At 32.6% G+C, this 17,092-nt stretch carries 13 protein-coding genes and 1 pseudogene; 3 read left to right on the top strand and 11 right to left on the bottom strand.

The window, feature by feature from the left end; translation table 11 throughout:
- Positions 1-42 precede the first annotated feature (42 nt).
- A complete protein-coding gene (locus tag AC1Q5Z_RS12165) occupies positions 43-1,389 on the bottom strand; it encodes a deoxyguanosinetriphosphate triphosphohydrolase (protein ID WP_492445014.1) in 1,347 nt (448 codons plus the stop codon).
- Between the two features lie 96 nt (positions 1,390-1,485).
- Positions 1,486-1,602, bottom strand: coding sequence for an Lrp/AsnC ligand binding domain-containing protein (locus AC1Q5Z_RS12160; RefSeq protein ID WP_233074045.1), 117 nt, complete (start codon positions 1,600-1,602; stop codon positions 1,486-1,488).
- A gap of 161 nt (positions 1,603-1,763) precedes the next feature.
- On the opposite strand from AC1Q5Z_RS12160, the pseudogene AC1Q5Z_RS12155 reads away from it, so the two are divergent.
- A pseudogene (locus AC1Q5Z_RS12155) lies at positions 1,764-1,826 on the top strand (hypothetical protein); the annotation flags it as partial.
- Positions 1,827-1,988: 162 nt separating this feature from the next.
- Here AC1Q5Z_RS12155 and AC1Q5Z_RS12150 read toward each other — a convergent pair.
- Complete coding sequence (locus tag AC1Q5Z_RS12150) at positions 1,989-2,570, bottom strand: outer membrane beta-barrel protein (RefSeq protein ID WP_492445012.1); 582 nt, start codon at positions 2,568-2,570, stop codon at positions 1,989-1,991.
- Between the two features lie 193 nt (positions 2,571-2,763).
- Positions 2,764-3,345: an outer membrane beta-barrel protein gene (locus AC1Q5Z_RS12145; protein WP_286967919.1), complete on the bottom strand. Its 582-nt coding sequence runs from the start codon at positions 3,343-3,345 to the stop codon at positions 2,764-2,766.
- Positions 3,346-3,493: 148 nt separating this feature from the next.
- Between AC1Q5Z_RS12145 and gldA the strand changes: the two genes are divergently transcribed.
- Positions 3,494-4,390, top strand: a complete 897-nt coding sequence (gene gldA, locus AC1Q5Z_RS12140) for a gliding motility-associated ABC transporter ATP-binding subunit GldA (RefSeq protein ID WP_198854613.1) — start codon at positions 3,494-3,496, stop codon at positions 4,388-4,390.
- 395 nt (positions 4,391-4,785) lie between these two features.
- Positions 4,786-6,906, top strand: coding sequence for a TonB-dependent receptor domain-containing protein (locus tag AC1Q5Z_RS12135; protein WP_492445009.1), 2,121 nt, complete (start codon positions 4,786-4,788; stop codon positions 6,904-6,906).
- Positions 6,907-7,300: 394 nt separating this feature from the next.
- Here the strand turns inward: AC1Q5Z_RS12135 and AC1Q5Z_RS12130 are convergent, their stop codons facing one another.
- The 7 genes from AC1Q5Z_RS12130 to metF all read right to left on the bottom strand — a co-directional run bounded on the left by AC1Q5Z_RS12130 (position 7,301) and on the right by metF (position 17,041).
- Positions 7,301-8,464: a PepSY-associated TM helix domain-containing protein gene (locus AC1Q5Z_RS12130; protein WP_492445007.1), complete on the bottom strand. Its 1,164-nt coding sequence runs from the start codon at positions 8,462-8,464 to the stop codon at positions 7,301-7,303.
- A 97-nt stretch (positions 8,465-8,561) separates the two neighbouring features.
- On the bottom strand, positions 8,562-9,812 hold the full coding sequence (locus AC1Q5Z_RS12125) for a DUF4374 domain-containing protein (RefSeq protein ID WP_198854616.1): 1,251 nt from the start codon (positions 9,810-9,812) through the stop codon (positions 8,562-8,564).
- Positions 9,813-9,845: 33 nt separating this feature from the next.
- Positions 9,846-12,134: a TonB-dependent receptor gene (locus AC1Q5Z_RS12120; protein WP_492445004.1), complete on the bottom strand. Its 2,289-nt coding sequence runs from the start codon at positions 12,132-12,134 to the stop codon at positions 9,846-9,848.
- A gap of 346 nt (positions 12,135-12,480) precedes the next feature.
- Positions 12,481-13,887, bottom strand: coding sequence for a pyridoxal phosphate-dependent decarboxylase family protein (locus tag AC1Q5Z_RS12115; RefSeq protein WP_492445002.1), 1,407 nt, complete (start codon positions 13,885-13,887; stop codon positions 12,481-12,483).
- Between the two features lie 106 nt (positions 13,888-13,993).
- The gene (locus AC1Q5Z_RS12110; RefSeq protein WP_286967930.1) at positions 13,994-15,217 is read right to left on the bottom strand and encodes a dicarboxylate/amino acid:cation symporter; all 1,224 of its coding nucleotides are present in this window, start codon (positions 15,215-15,217) and stop codon (positions 13,994-13,996) included.
- 76 nt (positions 15,218-15,293) lie between these two features.
- Positions 15,294-15,947, bottom strand: coding sequence for a class I SAM-dependent methyltransferase (locus tag AC1Q5Z_RS12105; RefSeq protein WP_343587932.1), 654 nt, complete (start codon positions 15,945-15,947; stop codon positions 15,294-15,296).
- 137 nt (positions 15,948-16,084) lie between these two features.
- Entirely contained in the window at positions 16,085-17,041 is a 957-nt protein-coding gene (gene metF, locus AC1Q5Z_RS12100) for a methylenetetrahydrofolate reductase [NAD(P)H] (protein WP_343587930.1), read from the bottom strand.
- Positions 17,042-17,092 lie beyond the last annotated feature (51 nt).

The raw sequence follows: 17,092 nt of genomic DNA, 5'->3' as shown, positions 1-17,092 counted from the left end.
AAAGCTTCTTTTAGAATATTTCTGAAAGAAGCTTTTTTTTATTTAACGCTTTTTTTGTCCCTGAATCATTTCATACAATTCAAGCGCATTTCCGTCGGTCAGTAATGAAACATAATGGCAAATATGCAATAGGCGCTCATATAAATTGTTTTTTTCTAAATGATGTTTTTCTGGCAGCATTTTCAAAATCAACTTATCGTAATTTGAGGCAGTTCCTTCAAACTTGTTATTAAATGCTGTTATGAATTTATCCAACAGTGTTTGAATAATCTGATAACCCACAATTTCTTTTTCGATCACTTCGCGGCTCTGATAAATTTTCTCAATACTTAATTTGATAATATCATCCATTTGCGCTTTATATTTGCTTTTCTCTGTTAAAGCATATGGAAAGTTTCCTGCAAGAATCGCTTCTTCATTTTCAACAAAAACATTTACAGCATCGTTAATTAAAGTTCCAATCGCTAAAGCTCTTAAATAGCTAATACGATCTTCTTTTGTCGTTAATGATTTGTATTTAGAAACTCCAATATTGTCTTTTACAAGGTTAATCAAATATTCTAGAGCAAAATCTTCAGAAACCAAACCTAAATTGATTCCGTCTTCAAAATCAATAATTGTATAGCAAATATCATCAGCAGCTTCAACCAAATACGCCAAAGGATGTCTTTCAAAACCAATATCATCGCCAGATTTATTGGCAATCATTCCCATATCTTTAGCTACTTCTTCAAAGAATAATTTATCGGTCTGAAAAAAACCGTATTTCTTATCTGAGATGTTATTAGTTGGCTTTTTTGGAAGACTTTCTTTTGGATATTTCATAAAAGCTCCCAGAGTAGCATACGAAATACGAAGTCCGCCTTCAATTCCTGGACGACTTGCCGTTAGAACTGAAAATCCATTTGCATTTCCTTCAAAATCAATTAAATCCTGCCATTGTTTATCTGTAAGCTGATTTCTGTATTTCTGGCCATTTCCTATAGAAAAATACTCGCCAATTGCTTTTTCGCCAGAATGTCCAAAAGGCGGATTCCCGATATCATGCGCCAATGAAGCCGCAGCCACAATTGCTCCAAAATCATTCATATGATAACCGTGAACTTCTTTCAAGTAAGGATATTTTTCAATAATCTTTTTTCCGACCAAACGGCCAAGCGAACGCCCTACAACAGAAACCTCCAAACTATGCGTTAAACGCGTATGAACGAAATCTGTTTTAGAAAGTGGAATAACTTGTGTTTTATCTTGTAAACTTCTAAAAGCAGCAGAAAATATAATGCGATCATAATCTACTTCAAATCCTAAACGCGTATCATCTTGTTCTACACGTAATCTTTTGCTTGTATCGCCCTGACGTTTTAATGATAAAAGTTGTTCCCAGTTCATTTGATTTTAGATTGTAGATTAAAGATTTTAGATTGATGATCTAAATCTTGATTTTAGACTTCAAAAATACATTTTATTTTAGGATTTTCTTCTGCTTTAAAACTCTAAAGGTGCACTATGTTTGATTTCTCCCAATACAAAAATACTATTCGTATTTGCGATGTTTTCTATAGTAGACAAATTATTCATTACAAAATCCTGATAACTAGCCATATCTTTCGCCAAAATCTTAAGCATAAAATCATAATTGCCAGCAATTATTGTAGTATTCTATAATTTCTGGAAGCGCAACAATATCTTTTACAAAATTGCTCCCGACATTTTTGGCATGTTCTTTTAAACGAACATTGCAAAAAACAGTCATTACGCATTTCAAAGTTGTCGATTTAGAAAAAGCAGGAATTAAAATTATTCAGATTGATAAGCCCGCAATTCGCTAAGGTCTTCCGTTAAGAACCAAGAAAGATGCCGACAGGATTTTCTGTTGCTTTTGTAGCAAAACACTAAAAAAACAATGCATTACAAACTTTGAGATATTACTAATCATAAAAAAGCACCCCAAATTGGAGTGCTTTCTAAAATTGAATATAAACTTAAGACTAGAAATTTTTAGAAATTCCGATGTTAACCGTTTTTCCAAAATTGAATGAAAAACTATTGTATTTCGTATCATCGCTATCATAGCTTAATGTTTGATATTCTATACCGCCAATACTAAAATTTAAACCGAAGCCTTTTTTCATATTAATAAAAAGAGATGGAGCTAAATTGGTATAGAAACCATCGGCTTTACTATCCGACATAAGCACATTGTTTTGATAATTCTTGTTTGTTCTATTTTGAAAACCGGCTCCTAAATCGGCAAAAACAGAAAAAGTTTCATTTAGCGGAACTGTATAACGAACAAACGCCCCAACTCTTAAATTCTTATACTTCGATTCTGTATCCAAAGCAGTACTTTTTGAAGTTGCTAAAGCAAATTCAGCCCCAACCGTCCAATTTTCGTGAAATTGATACCCCACTTTTGGAGAAAAAGTAAACGAATTCGATTTTCTCTCATCGGCTTGCTGATCAATATTTTCTGAAGTATAACCAACGTTTCCTCCTACTAATACTGTTCCTTTTTGTGCATTTGCATAGCTAACCATAGCCAATGCAAGAATAAGTAGCATTTTTTTCATATGTTATATTTATTAAGATTTCACATACAACAAACAATTAAAATACCAATATAGAATCGTAGTTATTTTCTTAACCATTACTTAAAAACAACTCGCCTTAATCAGCTTAAAAATTAAAATAAGAATAAGAAATAGTTATAAAAAAAGCGCCCCAAATGGAGCGCTTTCTGAAATTGAATGTATAAACTTAAGATTAGAAGTTTTTAGAGATTCCGATATTGAATGTTTTACCGAAATTAAAGTAGAAATTGCTGTAATCTTCTCCATTATCATCAAAACTTAATGTTTCGTATCCTAAACCACCAATGCTGAAGTTAAGACCAAAACCTTTTTTCATGTTGATGAAAAGTGCTGGAGTTACATCTACATAAGCACCATCTCCTTTATATCTTACATAGTTATTTGCATTAGTGTAGATTTTGTTTTTTTCAGTTTGGAAACCAACTCCCATATCTGCAAAAACAGAAAAAGTTTGGCTTAATGATTTTGTATAACGTACAAAACCACCTGTTCTAAATTTGTTGTCTTTACGTTTTACATCTGTATTATCGATATCAGATGTGCTTAGAGAGAATTCTCCTCCAACTGTCCAGTTTTCGTGAAATTGGTAACCTACTTTAGGAGAAAAAGTAAATGTACTTGCTTTATCATCGCTAAATCTGAATTCTGATTTTTCAGAAGTGTATCCGATGTTACCACCTACTAAGATTGTTCCTTTTTGTGCGTTTGCAAAACTGCAGATAGCTAAAGCAGCCATCACTAACATTTTTTTCATGATTTGGGTTTATTTTAATTTTAGCATTCCTTTAACAACAACAGTGCCGTGAATTGTTGACTTTATGTTTTTTTTAAGAACTACTTTAAAAGGCAAAATGTAGCAATCGAAATTATTTCTCGTTACTTTTGTAGCAAATAATAAGTCAATGTCGATAGAAGTAAACAACATATCAAAAAGTTACGGAACACAAAAAGCATTAAACTCGATTTCATTTTCGATTGAGAAAGGAGAAATTGTTGGATTTTTAGGTCCAAATGGAGCTGGAAAATCTACTTTAATGAAAATTTTGACCACATATTTATTGGCAGATGAAGGCTCAGCCCTTGTAAACAGTCACGATGTCATGACGGAGGCCAAAGCTGTTCAACGTTCAATTGGGTATTTGCCAGAGCACAATCCGTTATATTTGGATTTGTATGTTCGTGAGTATTTGGCATTTAACGCCGATGTATATAATGTGCCAAAAACAAGAATTGAAGAGGTAATTCAACTGACAGGACTGACACCAGAAAGTCATAAAAAGATTGGACAACTTTCTAAAGGATACCGCCAGCGCGTTGGATTGGCAAATGCTTTGCTTCATGATCCAGAAGTTTTAATTTTGGACGAGCCAACTACCGGACTGGATCCTAACCAGTTAATGGAGATTCGTAATGTAATTAAAAATGCAGGAAAAAATAAAACTGTTTTTTTATCGACACACATCATGCAAGAAGTCGAAGCAATTTGTGATCGTGTTATAATTATTGACAAAGGACAGATCGTTGCAGACAATAAATTAGACCATTTGGTTACAACAGACAAAGAGCAAATTATTGAAGTTGAGTTTGATTACAAAGTAGAAGAACAACTTTTGGCTAAACTCGAAAATATCGCTTCATACATAAATACGCATGACATGACATGGGAACTTACTTTTGTAACAGATAAAGATATGCGACCGGCTATTTTTGACTTTGCTAACGAAAATGGTTTAAAAACTTTACAATTGAATCAGAAAAATAAAAATCTAGAAGCTGTTTTTAGAGAAATTACCAAATAAGTTATTACTCACTTCCCAACTATTGGGACAATTTTAAGTTAAAAAAGGGGTTTGTTTTTAAATAAAACAGACTCCTTTTTTATTTTATTTCTTCTTCTTTTTTCTGCAAATCAGTAAAATAAGGGTTTTTCTAAAAAAATAATTACTATTTTTATTTAGACTTGTTATAAATAGTATTATATTTGGCAAATCAAATTTTAAATGCCACGGTATGTTACGTATCCTCCTTATCCTTAAAAAACTTATTTCTGTTGTTCCTAACCAAGTAATAAATCTTCGAAAAAAGTTTTCAGACAAATTAGAACAAATTGTATTGCGATAAATTCTGATTTTAAAAATTACAAAGATTATTATGTTCTAAATCTCGGTTTAGAATAAGGCCAAATTCAAACAACATGAAAAAAATTATAACCTCTCTTATGCTTGCTTTTTCGGTATATGATGGATATTCTCAAACAGAAAAAGAAACTGATAGTATTGTTGAAACAACTATAAATGCTTTAGATGAAATTGTGATTAGTAAAAAGAAAGTACTTTACACTCAAAAATCAGATCGTCTTGTTTTTAATGTAGAAAACAGCATCGTGTCTGAAGGCGGAACTGCTCTTGACGTTTTGTCGCGTGCGCCAGGCGTTGTGGTTTCGCAAGATGGCGATTTGTCTATTCGCGGACAGCAAGGTGTTGCTGTAATGATAAACGGTAAATTAACACAGCTTTCGCAGAAAGAATTAGCTAATTATTTAAAAGCTACAACTTCATCCAATATCAAACAAATTGAAGTAATTACAAACCCTTCTTCTAAATATGATGCGGCTGGAAAAGCGGGTATTATCAATATCATTCTTAAAAAGCCAAACGCTTCGGGTTTAAAAGGGACTGCTTTTGCGAGTTACGGAAGAGGGCGAAAAAACAGAACTAATTCTGGTTTCAATTTAAATTACAATAAAGATAAATGGGGCGTTTTCGGAAATTACAGTTATACTTTCCGTGGCGAAGAAGAGCATAAGACATTCAATCAGACTCAATATACAAGTCTTACACATCAAGAAATTGCTTCTACAAATCACCAAACTTCTATTACAGATGAGCCTTTGACTTCTAATAATTTTAAAATTGGAACACAATACGAGGTTTCGCCCAAAACCAATTTAGAGCTTTATGTAGACGCTAAAATTGGACGCTATCAAAATATGGCAGACGGAACGAATAAGGTCTTTAATACTACAAATCAGCTCATTTTTGATGCCTTGACTTATAACGACAGTAAAGAAAAATGGTTTGATTATACATATGCTTTTTCTTGTACACATAAATTTAATGACGAAGGAAAAAATATGGTTTTTGATTTTGAATACGAAACTTCAAAGTTTAGATCTAATCAGTTCCAGAGTGCCGATAATACTGCAAACGCTACTGTTGTAAACGATCGTCGCGGTTATATTCCTTCTCAATTAAGAGTTTTTACAGGAAAAGTCGATTTTGTAAATCCGTTCAAGGAAAAACAATCTATTGAGTGGGGTTTTAAAGCCAGCATTAAAAACAATGATAATCCATCGGTTTATGAATATTATGAAAACAACGAATGGCTTATCGATTTTAATTCGACCAATCATTTTGAATATAACGAACAGATTTATGCTGCTTATGCAAATTACAAATATCAGTTAGAAAAATTAAACATTCAGGCTGGTTTAAGAAGCGAATACACGGCAATCAATATCGATCAGAAAACTCTAAATGAAGAGCATAAAGATGATTATTTGAAATGGTTTCCGAGTCTTTCTTTAAAATATGAATTTACAAGCAATCATTCTACACATGCATCTTACAGTAAAAGAATCAATAGACCAAGCCAGTTTGATTTGAATCCGTTTCGTTTTTACGATGATTCATTCAATTATTCGCAAGGAAATCCAAACTTGATTCCAGAGATTACACATGCTATGGAAATTGGCTACGCTTGGAAAAGCAATTTTATGGCTTCTCTTTATTTTAATAGCACTAAAGATGTTTTTACAGAAGTGTACAATTATAATCCAGACACCAATACAACGATTACAACTCAGATAAATGTTGACAAATCATACAATTACGGAGTTAATATTACCAATACGGCTGAGTTAAACAAATGGTGGTCTGTAAACACTTTATTTAATGTTTTTGAGAATAAATTTATGGGAGAGATTTTAAACAGTAATACTATTGATCCTATAATGGCAGTAAATCTGAGTGTTCAAAATTCTTTTACTATAACCGAAACCTTGAAAGCAGAAGGAAATGCACAATATCAGTCAAAATCTAATCTTGGAATTTACCAGAGAGATGGTTTCTTTGATTTTAGCATCGGAATATCTAAACAAGTTTTAGCCAAAAAAGGAAGCATCAAACTCAATTTTACTGATGTTTTCAATACTAATAATTTCTACATTAAATCGGCAGTTGCGCAAACTACTATTGATAAAAAATATGATTTAGATAATCGTATTGCGACAATTGCATTTACATACCGTATATAAAATTCGTTCTTTAAATACCTTGTTTTTTGTTTTTTTTTGTGTTAGTTAAGAGCCTGTTCCTTCAAACAGGCTCTTCTACATTTAATAATGTGCTTAGTTTTATTGTTGCAACCTTAGCAATAGTAAACAGATGAAGCAATTCACTAATTTTTCTAATTATAGAAACTTCTGGAATTATTCGCTCTTTAAATTTTACCTATACGAGCTGTCATTTAACTATTAAAGCGCAATTAAAATCAGAATCATTTACATTCTAAAATCCTTAAAATTAAATCTTTTGCTTTTTAAAGACATAAACACACTTTCGTAAAAATCTTTCGATTAAGAGCATAAAAAAAGTCCTTTTAAAGCTTATTTCACTTCAAAAAGACTCTTCAAAAAACAATTGTAACGGCTAGCTTTTCTTTGTTTTCTTCTTTCTTCCCCACCAAATATAAAACCCGGTAATAGGTAAACTCGCGCAGATTAAACTTGCTGTAAAATAGAGAATTTTGGTTGTTATTCCGCCAATTGCGCCAACATGAAGGCTATAATTTGAACGACTCATCCAATCGTGGAATTTCTCATCTCCTATATATTTTTTAGAATTTGGAAGCAATTCTAGTGTTTTCTGATCAAAATATAAATCTCTCCAATTCCCGTTGTGCATATCGGTACATGCGTAAAAATTATCTTTCGGTTCATCTGGAAAATGAATAATTACGGCCTCATGATTCTGCTTCGCAATTTCTTTACGAACTCGATTAAAAATAATATCCGCAGAAGTCAACATATCATATTTAGGTTTTAAAAGTGTATCCGATTTTATTTCAGCAACAACTTCTTTCTTTTCTTTTTCATTGCTAAAACCTCCAGTAATCCAGTAGGTGCTTTCTCTTACCCAATGAAAACTCATGATTAAACCTGTTAACGCAATCAAAAATGCTAAAAGAAGCGAGTAAAACCCTAAAACATTATGCAGATCATAATTAAGCCTTTTAAATTTGGCACTCCATTTAATTTTGAAACTATTATTGATGGTTGTTTTATTCCACTTTTTAGGAAACCATAAAATAATACCGCTTATCAATAAAAAGAAGAAAATTAGAGTTGCCCAAGATGTTACTGCAGTTCCTACTTCTCTACCCAACCAAACATAACGGTGTCCTTCATCAATTTCATGAAAAAAATCTTCATGATCAACTATTCCGGTTATTTTTCCATTATAAGGGTTTACATAAATCAAAGCATCAGATGCAACATCAACTTTTATTGTTTTATCTAAACCGTTATACCATAAGCCGTGAATGTCTTTTCCTGGCAATTCTTTCTTAACAGCTGCATATATTTTAGAAGGAGGCAAAACTCTATCTGCACTTTGAGCTTCAACTTTAAGCCACGGAGAAGTTAGTTCTTTTATTTCATGTTCAAAAACCAAAATGCAGCCTGTAATTCCCATTATAAAAACTACAATTCCAGAAGCAAGTCCGAGCCACAGATGCAGCCAAGCATTGATTTTACTGAATCTTGATTTTCCTTTATTTGGAGGTTTATTTAAACGTTTTTTAAAAATATTCATTGCAATTTAAATTTGATAAGATTACAAAAAAGTGTAAAAACAAAATGGCCTGAGGATTATGTTCATAATGCCTCAAGCCATTTTTTAATGTATAAAATTAATATGTAAGTTTACCAATTGTAGGCAAATAAAGGCCTTCTTTGATAAGAGCTCCAGCTTTTGCAACACCAGTCGCGATATCGATTTGATAAACACGTGCTTCGTCTCCTGTAACAAAACTTTTGTATGCTTTTCCGTTATCTACAAGCAAACTTCCTAACCCAAAAAACTCGTCTCCACCATGATCAGGCAAGCCTGTTACAGCAAGAATAGTTTTATTTGATAAATCTAAAATAGCCGACTTGAAAATTGTTTTTGTATTTAAGAAACTGTAAACTGCATTAACAGCATCTACATCATTAGGAATATAGGAAATGAAAACTTTTTCTCCGCCTAATGGATAAGCTGCAAGAACTTTTCCTTTTAATGTACTTTCTTCTAAATTGAAGAAATAACCTGGATCAAACTTAGCATCTCCTTTTTTGATGCGTAAAATTCCTGAAGCAGCAGTTGTAACAGGATATCCTCCTGCACGTGCATTAGATGAAAATGTATAAACATCTCCAGATTCTGTCTGAACAATTCCGGTATTTGTATAATACATTCCAATTGCAGTTGTTCTAGTATCTTTTATTGTTGTAACATATTCTAAAGAAGGATATTTGTAAATTCTAACAGTCGCATCAGATGATAATACTTTATTTGTTCCGTCTGTTACATCTTTAGTGTAAACAGGAACAAAAAGTTTATCTCCTGATACAGCAACTCCAGTTGGCCAGTATAAAACCTTTTTGTTAGCTGGGTCTACAGCAAAATCATTAAACTTACGTCCTTCTATAGAAACAGTTGCAGGATTGTAAATCATAAGTTCATAATCTGATGAACTTCCGTCCCAAGTTGCACCAATATTGACTAGTTTTTTGTCATCTGTATAACCAACAGCATAAGACGATTCGAAAGCTAGTTTTCCTGCTTGTATAAGTTTTCCACTGCTGTTAAGTTTAAAAGAAGCAGCTCCTTCATCATCAGTACTTAAAGCAAAAAATGTATTTTCGATAGGAAAACAAGATCCGTTTTGTTCAATTCCAACTCCTTTAGCACTGATTTCGCCAGTCATTAACTGATCTATAGAATTAAAATCAAGAATATACTGTGTATAATCGTCAAGCCAATAAGAGGCAACATATTTAGTACCATTTACCGTTGGTTCGGTTGGTTCGGTCGAATCATTATTATCACTACTACATGAAAAAATAGAAAGTGACAGACAAGCCAATGCAAAGCATTTTGCAAATTTGTTTACAAACATGATTAAAAGTATTAAGGGTTATTATTATTTTAATTATTGAAGAAAGTATCTAAACTTAACTGAGAAGGAACGTCCTGGCTTTTGAACTTTAAAATAGTCGTACACCTTTACATCAGTAATGTTTCGGCACTCAAAAGCCAGATTATATGTTCCGTTTAAGAAAGAATATGCAACCATTGCATTTTGAGTAAATTGTTCTGGAATTGCCTTTTTAGTTTCTAAGCTTCCTAAAACTGGCCAAGTCAGATAAAAATCGTCTATATAATTTGCACTTGCGTTTAGAGAAAGTCGATCTCCTTTATATTTGACATTTTTAAAATTGAAAGTCAGATCGGCATTTCCAAAAAAGATTGGAACGTTTGGCAATTGTGCGTCATATAGCGCATCTGGAATTGTTGTTCCTGATTTAAATTTATTTTTGTTGAGACTTTTTTGATAAGTACCATTTACTTCGAAAGTAAGCAGAGCTTTATATCCATATCTAAAAACTCCGTCGATACCCGTTATTTGTACATTTTGAAGATTCTCATAAACGGTTTTATCTCCGTCTTGTTTCTCTCTGATAAAATCTTTTGCTTGTCTGTATATCAAACTTGTTTCGGCACTAAAATGATTTTTGGTTTGTTGAGTAAGAAATGCCAATCCAAAATTTGCATTATCACTACTTTCTGGTTTCAAGCCAATATTACTGTTGATTGTTAATCCGTCACCTAGCATTTCTGTCGCTGATGGCAAGCGATAAGCATGTTCAAATGATCCTTTTATTTGAAATTTATCCGACAAATGATAAGCAGAAGTAGCTCCATATCCATAATTATTTGACGATGCAGATTGGCTAATCGAATTGGAAACCATTTTGGTCGACAGATCGTACATCTTACCAAAAGCAGAAATTGCAAGTCGGTTATCCAGACCGCTAAAATTGTATCCAAAACCTAAAATGCCTTTATCGATAGTAGGTTCACCAAGATCGACAACTTTTTGAAATTCTTCAGTTGCCTTTCTTTTATATGCTAGATAAGTATAATTTAAGGCAACAGAATGTTGGTTATTTAACTGATATTTCAAATTGGATGTGAATTGCGCATTTGCCTCATCGTATACATAAATTGTTTTGTTGCCCAATTCTCCTTTATCTCCAGCATTGGCAAACTGCCTGTAAACGTAATTTCCAGTCCAATCATAAACTCTCGACGAAGTATCGATAGAGCGGTTGTTTACTAGAGCATATGTAGAATTAATATTCAAAGACAAACCTTTAGTAAAAAGATTGTCTTTTTTATATTTTAAAGATGTGATAAAACTTTGACTGTCTGTAAAAGCTTGTCCAACTACTTTCTGCATGGTTCTTCCTTGTTGAATTTCTTTCTTGTTTCCTGCCATCGCAAAACCAACAAGCAAATAATCTGCAAAATTTCTATTCTTAAATCCTGCTTCAGCCATTACTGTACCCGACTTATATCCATCATGGAAATGCTTATATTTTTGTTCTGGCAAAAATTTAGAAGTATTTTTATCTACCACACTTACATCAACTTTATAATCATTATCAGAGTAATTAGCGAATGCATTAATGTTGGCTATAAAACCATCTCTACCAGAAAATCTCGTATTTACAGCAGCTCTGTGCGTATTAAACGAACCATAACTGTATGAAGCGTCTATGTAACGGTTTACATTTTTGTTGGTTACAATATTTACAGCTCCTCCCAACGCATCAGCTCCTAATTCTATTGGTACAACTCCTTTGTAAACATCAATTCTTTCTGCCATATTTACTGGAATGTTATTCAATGTAAGTGCAGATCCATAACTGTCCATAGGTACTCCATCCAAGAAAAACTTAACCTGACTTCCTGAAAATCCATTTAGAGAAAAATTAAATGCAGAACCCAATCCTCCATATTCACGAATACGAACTCCAGTTGTTTTATTCAAAACCTGATTTAAATCTGCAGAGGTATTGTAGGTTTTCTTAAGATCAACTGCGGTAATATTATAAGCTTGTTCCCTAACACGCTGTACTTTAGATTTACCTGTTACAGCTACTTCATTTAAAGCTGCCATATCTTCTTCAATGGTAATATCTTCAACAGTTTTAGCGCTCTCTTTTACAATTATTGCTGTTTCTGTAGCTTTATAACCTGTATATGCAACTACTAATGTATAGTTGCCAGGAGCAAGCGTAAATTTATATTCTCCCTTACTATTAGTTAATGTAGCATAAGGAGTTCCTTTCAGCGCAACCGAAACTCCTTCCTGCGGTTTCCCAGCATTTAAAATGACTCCGCTTAAACTCGATTTGTTTTTTTGTGAATACACTTGAAATGAAATTAACAGAATTGTAAGCAAGAGCAATAATCTAGATAGTTGCATTATAATTTTTTGAATTTGAAAATTAAAGTGCTCCAAATTTAAGGCCTTCAGCAGGCTTTTACAATACTATTTTTAATTATTCTAAATAAAAACATTATTTAACTTTAAAAAATAGAAATCAATAAAAAATATATTCTTTCTTAAGAGATAATTAAGATTAAATTAATATTGCATTAAAAAACATAACCTGAAGAGTTAGATATTTCTATCTTTTTTAAATGAAATTCAAAACAAAAGACATAAAAAAAGCCCGCTTCAAAATAAGCGGGCTCTTAAAATAGATCTTTAATTATTAGATTTCCATATCTAAAATCGTTTGTTTCATTTCTTCAATCACTAATTTGATATCCTTTTCGGTTGTTCGCCAATTTACAAAAGAGGCTCTAATCCCTTTTTTGTTTTGATAAATTGTTGGTGTCATAAATACTTTTCCAGTATCATTCAACGCAGATAGAAACTGATTTACTTTCTCTTGATTGTGTTTTCCTTTTAGAGTAAAGCAAACATTATTTAAACGTATTGGCGCTAATAGTTCAAAATCATTTTCTATTAAAGCATTTCCAAAGTGCAAAGCCAATGCTATACTGCCTTCGATAAGATCTTTGAAACCTTCTTTTCCATACGCTTTAAGCGAAAACCAAGCTGGTAATGCACGTAAACGACGCGAATTTTCAGGAAGTACGTTTAGATAATTAAAATTTTCTAACGGATTTCCTAAATATGGTGCATTAGAATTTTGAAATGTTTCAACTTGCAGGTTAATATGATCTTTTTTAATTAAAAAGAAAGCACTCTCATAAGGCACATTCAGCCATTTATGGCAATCAATCGTAATACTGTCTGCTCCTTCCCAACCTTTTACCAAATGATTATATTTATCTGAAACCGCTGCAAATCCGCCGAAAGCGCCATCAATATGCCACCAGAAATTGTACTTTTCTTTTAATACAGCAATTGCTTCAAAATCGTCAAAATCGGCAGTATTTACAGTTCCCGCACTAGAAATCAAGATGAAAGGTTTTCCTTCTAACTTCTTTATATTTTCTTCCAAATCAGCAATATCAAGAGCTTCACGATTTCCTTCGATTGTTTTTACAGTTGTATAATTTTGGCTTCCAATTCCTAAAAGCGATAAACATTTTATAGAAGAAGAATGCGGCGTTGCTGTTAGAATGTTGACAGTTTCTGAAATTCCGTCTTTAGCGAAATCTTTCCCGAATTGCTTACCAAACCATTGTCTGGCAACACCAAGAGATGTAAAGTTTGACATAGTAGCGCCTGTAACAAATCCGCCTAAAAATGTGTCCGGAAGATCTAACAGCTGTAGCAATAAATTGATTGTCTCAAACTCTATTAATGCCGAAGCACCACCTTGTGCTTTTACAGCCTGAGTGTTTTGATCGTAAATAGATGCTAACCAATCGCCTACGATAGATGCTGGAGTTGAACCACCTGTTACAAAGCCCCAATATCTTGGTCCTGGAGAAGAAACCATTAAAGGAGCTAGTCTTTCGTTGAATTCTTTTAAAGCTTCAATCGAGCCTAATCCTAATTCGTTTAAAGCTGTTTTGGGATTAATTGTATAAGTGTTTGAAGTTGGAATATTTTCTATGGCATTCAGAAAATCAATCCCTTGTTGTTTTGTTTTTTCTAAGATATTCTCAAAATTGTCGAGATCTTGCTTTAGTATTGAATTCATATTATATAGTTATTTACATCATGTATTTTCTAGCTTCGCTCAGCCAGACAACACGAAACAAGTTGTTTTTAGTATTTATTTAAAGAATTGAAAATTTACAGAGAAGCTACCATTTCGTTTTTTCAGAGAATCTGGAAACTACCATAGAAGCAATTACATCACCATTTGCATTTAGCAAAGTCGCAATTGGATCAACTAATGTTCCTAAAATCATGGCAACCGGCAAGGCTTGTTCCATTGGAAAACCATAAACGGTAATGGCTAAAACTTCTCCAATATAACCGCCATTTGGAATTCCGCCTTCGACAATCGAAACAATTATAGTGATTCCTAATGCCAAAAGTATAGTTGATGGTTCTGTAAAATCTTTTCCAAACATGGCGAATAAAAAAGTGATTTTTAAAATAGATGACATACTCGACCCATCTTTATGTAAAGGTGCTCCAAGCGGAATTACCAAATTTCGAACATGTGCTGGAATTCCCATTTTTTGTGCAGCATCCAAATTTGCCGGAATTGTTGCAATACTACTGCAAGTTCCTATTGCGGTTAAAGAAGGTGTAATATTATTGCTCCAAAAGACTTTAAAAGCTCTTTTTCCGCCAGCAATAAAAGCGTACAAACTAAAAAATGTAAAAAAGTAAAAGATACAGGCTGCATAATAAACCGCCATAGGTTTTGCGTAAACTCCAAATAACTGAGGTCCGAAAATACCAACTTGATAAGCAAAATAAGCTCCTAATCCTATAGGTGCAAATTTCATAATAATATTCAACAGCTGTTTCATAACTTCATTACCTGAGTCTAGAAAACTCTTGAAAGCATTTCCCTTTTCTCCAGATTGTAAAGTAGCAAAACCAATTAAAAACGAAAATATAATGAGCGCCAACATACTTTTTCTCGATAATAATTCGAAAAAATCATTTGTGGTAACCAATTTAGCAATCTGATCGCCTACAGAGCCTGACTGTATGTTTTCAAAAGGAACTTTTGCAACGGCAATATCCTGATGAATTGGAAAAAGATAAACAGCAAAAATCATTACAATTGCAGAAATAAGAATCGTTGAAAGAAAAACCAAAACCATTATAAAAAACAGTTTTCCTAACTTTTCTTTTTGTTCCAAATTTGCAATTGAAGAGCCAATAGTAAAAAATATTAATGGAATAATTGCTGTAAAAAGCAAATTCAGAAAAATATCTCCAATCGGTTTTATAACCAGAACTTTTTCTCCAAAAACTAATCCAAAAATGCTTCCGACGATAATTCCGCCAAGAAGCAAAAGGATACTGCTATAACTTTGTAGAAAATTAATTTTTTTGATTTCCATTATTTGTAAAAGGCATTAGAGACTTGAATTAAAATTAGATAAAAAAAGAGTATTAAAACTAATACTCTTTCTTTTATTATTTTTCCAAAACAATTGTAGTAAAAGCTCTGTCGACCAATTCGCCTGTTTTGCTTTTCACCTTTTCGGTCTGAGTTTCAGTATAAACAATTTGAAAAGCTGTTTTCTCTATTAATTTCTGCACTTTGTTAGTGCTGTAAAGCTCAAATTCAAATTGAGTAAAAGGAAGCTTTTTCATAAAATCTTCTTCAGCAAAAGTCAAACAGAAATTTCCGTTTGGTTTTAAAACTCTGTAGATTTCCGAAAGTAAATCTTCTGGCTTTTCCCAAAAATAAATGGTATTTACTGTAAATATTTTATCGAAAGATTCGTCTTCAAACGGAATTTTATTTCCATCATAAATAGAAAAGAATGCCTGTTTTTGAGAAACGAAATTTCTATTGATCTGGCGCGCTTCCTTAAACATTAATTCAGACATTTCAAGTCCGTAATATTTTAGGTTATCTGCTTGTTCGAAAAGAAATTCAGCGTGACCCGCATTTCCATGACCTAATTCTAGAATTTTATTCTCTTTTGAAATATTTAGATTTTGAATGGAATGTTTGGTCATATTGATGTTCGTTTCGTTCATCATATTTCCCATTTCAATTCCTTTTTCTCCTGATGGATGCTTTAATTGAGAAGCTATGGCTTGTAATTCTTCATTTTTCATAATGCAAAATTTTAAAACTCTAAATTAAACAAAATCCAAATTCGAAGATTGTTTTTTTGTCATTCTTAGAAATGATAAACTAGACCTCAACAACTTTGTCAAAGTTTTAAACTTTGACAAAGTTCCTCACAAAGACTTTAAAAAACCTGACTTGCAATCTGGCGGATATTCTCAGATTTACCCATCGAATAATAGTGTAAAAAAGGAACTCCAGCTGCTTTTAATTCTAATGATTGCTGAATCGCCCATTCGACTCCTACTTGTCTAATATCAGCATTATTTTTGCATTTGTCTACTGCATCGATTAAATCTTCTGGCAAATCGATTCTAAAAATTTGCGGTAAAACCTGTAAATGTCTTTGAACGGCAATTGGTTTAATTCCAGGAATAATCGGAATTGTGATTCCCATTTCTCTTGCTTTTTTTACGAAAGCAAAATATTTCGAATTATCAAAAAACATCTGCGTTACTACATAATCAGCTCCTGCATCAACTTTTTCTTTTAATCTTTTTAAATCTGATTGCAAAGAAGGAGATTCTAAGTGCTTTTCTGGATAACCTGCAACTCCAATACAAAAATCGGCTTTGTTATCGGCATCGATTACTTCATGCAGATATTGTCCACAGTTTAAGTCTTTAATTTGTTTTACTAAATCAATTGCATAATGATTTCCTCCAGCTTTTGGAACGAAAGATTGTTCATCTTTCATAGCGTCACCGCGAAGCGCCATTACATTATTAATGCCTAAATAATGACAGTCAACCAGCATATACTCGGTTTCTTCTTTGGTAAATCCACCGCAAAGTAAATGCGGAACCGTATCAACATTGTATTTGTGTTTTATAGAAGCGCAAATTCCAAGCGTTCCCGGGCGCATACGAGTCAATTTTTTATCCAAAAGTCCGTTGCCTTTATCAATGTAAATATATTCCTCACGAGAAGTCGTTACATCAATAAACGGCGGATTAAACTCCATCAACGGATCAATATTATCATATAATTCTTGAATACTTTTCCCCTTTTGAGGTGGAATAATTTCAAATGAGAATAATGTTTTTCCTTTGGCGTTTTCTATATGTTCTGTTACTTTCATTATTAAGTCTTAAAGTTGTAAAGCCTAAAGTCTAAAGTCTTTCCTTTCGGA

The organism is Flavobacterium sp. GW823-FHT06G12 (assembly GCF_058794775.1).
Note: the sequence above shows the minus strand (reverse complement) of the source record. Positions and strands in the feature narration are given on the sequence as shown.

What these genes read in the sequence shown, in the direction of transcription:
- AC1Q5Z_RS12165 (WP_492445014.1), bottom strand. Translation starts at nt 1,389, where the DNA reads ATGAACTGGGAACAACTTTTATCATTAAAACGTCAGGGCGATACAAGC.
- AC1Q5Z_RS12160 (WP_233074045.1), bottom strand. Translation starts at nt 1,602, where the DNA reads ATGGCTAGTTATCAGGATTTTGTAATGAATAATTTGTCTACTATAGAA.
- AC1Q5Z_RS12150 (WP_492445012.1), bottom strand. Translation starts at nt 2,570, where the DNA reads ATGAAAAAAATGCTACTTATTCTTGCATTGGCTATGGTTAGCTATGCA.
- AC1Q5Z_RS12145 (WP_286967919.1), bottom strand. Translation starts at nt 3,345, where the DNA reads ATGAAAAAAATGTTAGTGATGGCTGCTTTAGCTATCTGCAGTTTTGCA.
- gldA (WP_198854613.1), top strand. Translation starts at nt 3,494, where the DNA reads ATGTCGATAGAAGTAAACAACATATCAAAAAGTTACGGAACACAAAAA.
- AC1Q5Z_RS12135 (WP_492445009.1), top strand. Translation starts at nt 4,786, where the DNA reads ATGAAAAAAATTATAACCTCTCTTATGCTTGCTTTTTCGGTATATGAT.
- AC1Q5Z_RS12130 (WP_492445007.1), bottom strand. Translation starts at nt 8,464, where the DNA reads ATGAATATTTTTAAAAAACGTTTAAATAAACCTCCAAATAAAGGAAAA.
- AC1Q5Z_RS12125 (WP_198854616.1), bottom strand. Translation starts at nt 9,812, where the DNA reads ATGTTTGTAAACAAATTTGCAAAATGCTTTGCATTGGCTTGTCTGTCA.
- AC1Q5Z_RS12115 (WP_492445002.1), bottom strand. Translation starts at nt 13,887, where the DNA reads ATGAATTCAATACTAAAGCAAGATCTCGACAATTTTGAGAATATCTTA.
- AC1Q5Z_RS12110 (WP_286967930.1), bottom strand. Translation starts at nt 15,217, where the DNA reads ATGGAAATCAAAAAAATTAATTTTCTACAAAGTTATAGCAGTATCCTT.
- AC1Q5Z_RS12105 (WP_343587932.1), bottom strand. Translation starts at nt 15,947, where the DNA reads ATGAAAAATGAAGAATTACAAGCCATAGCTTCTCAATTAAAGCATCCA.
- metF (WP_343587930.1), bottom strand. Translation starts at nt 17,041, where the DNA reads ATGAAAGTAACAGAACATATAGAAAACGCCAAAGGAAAAACATTATTC.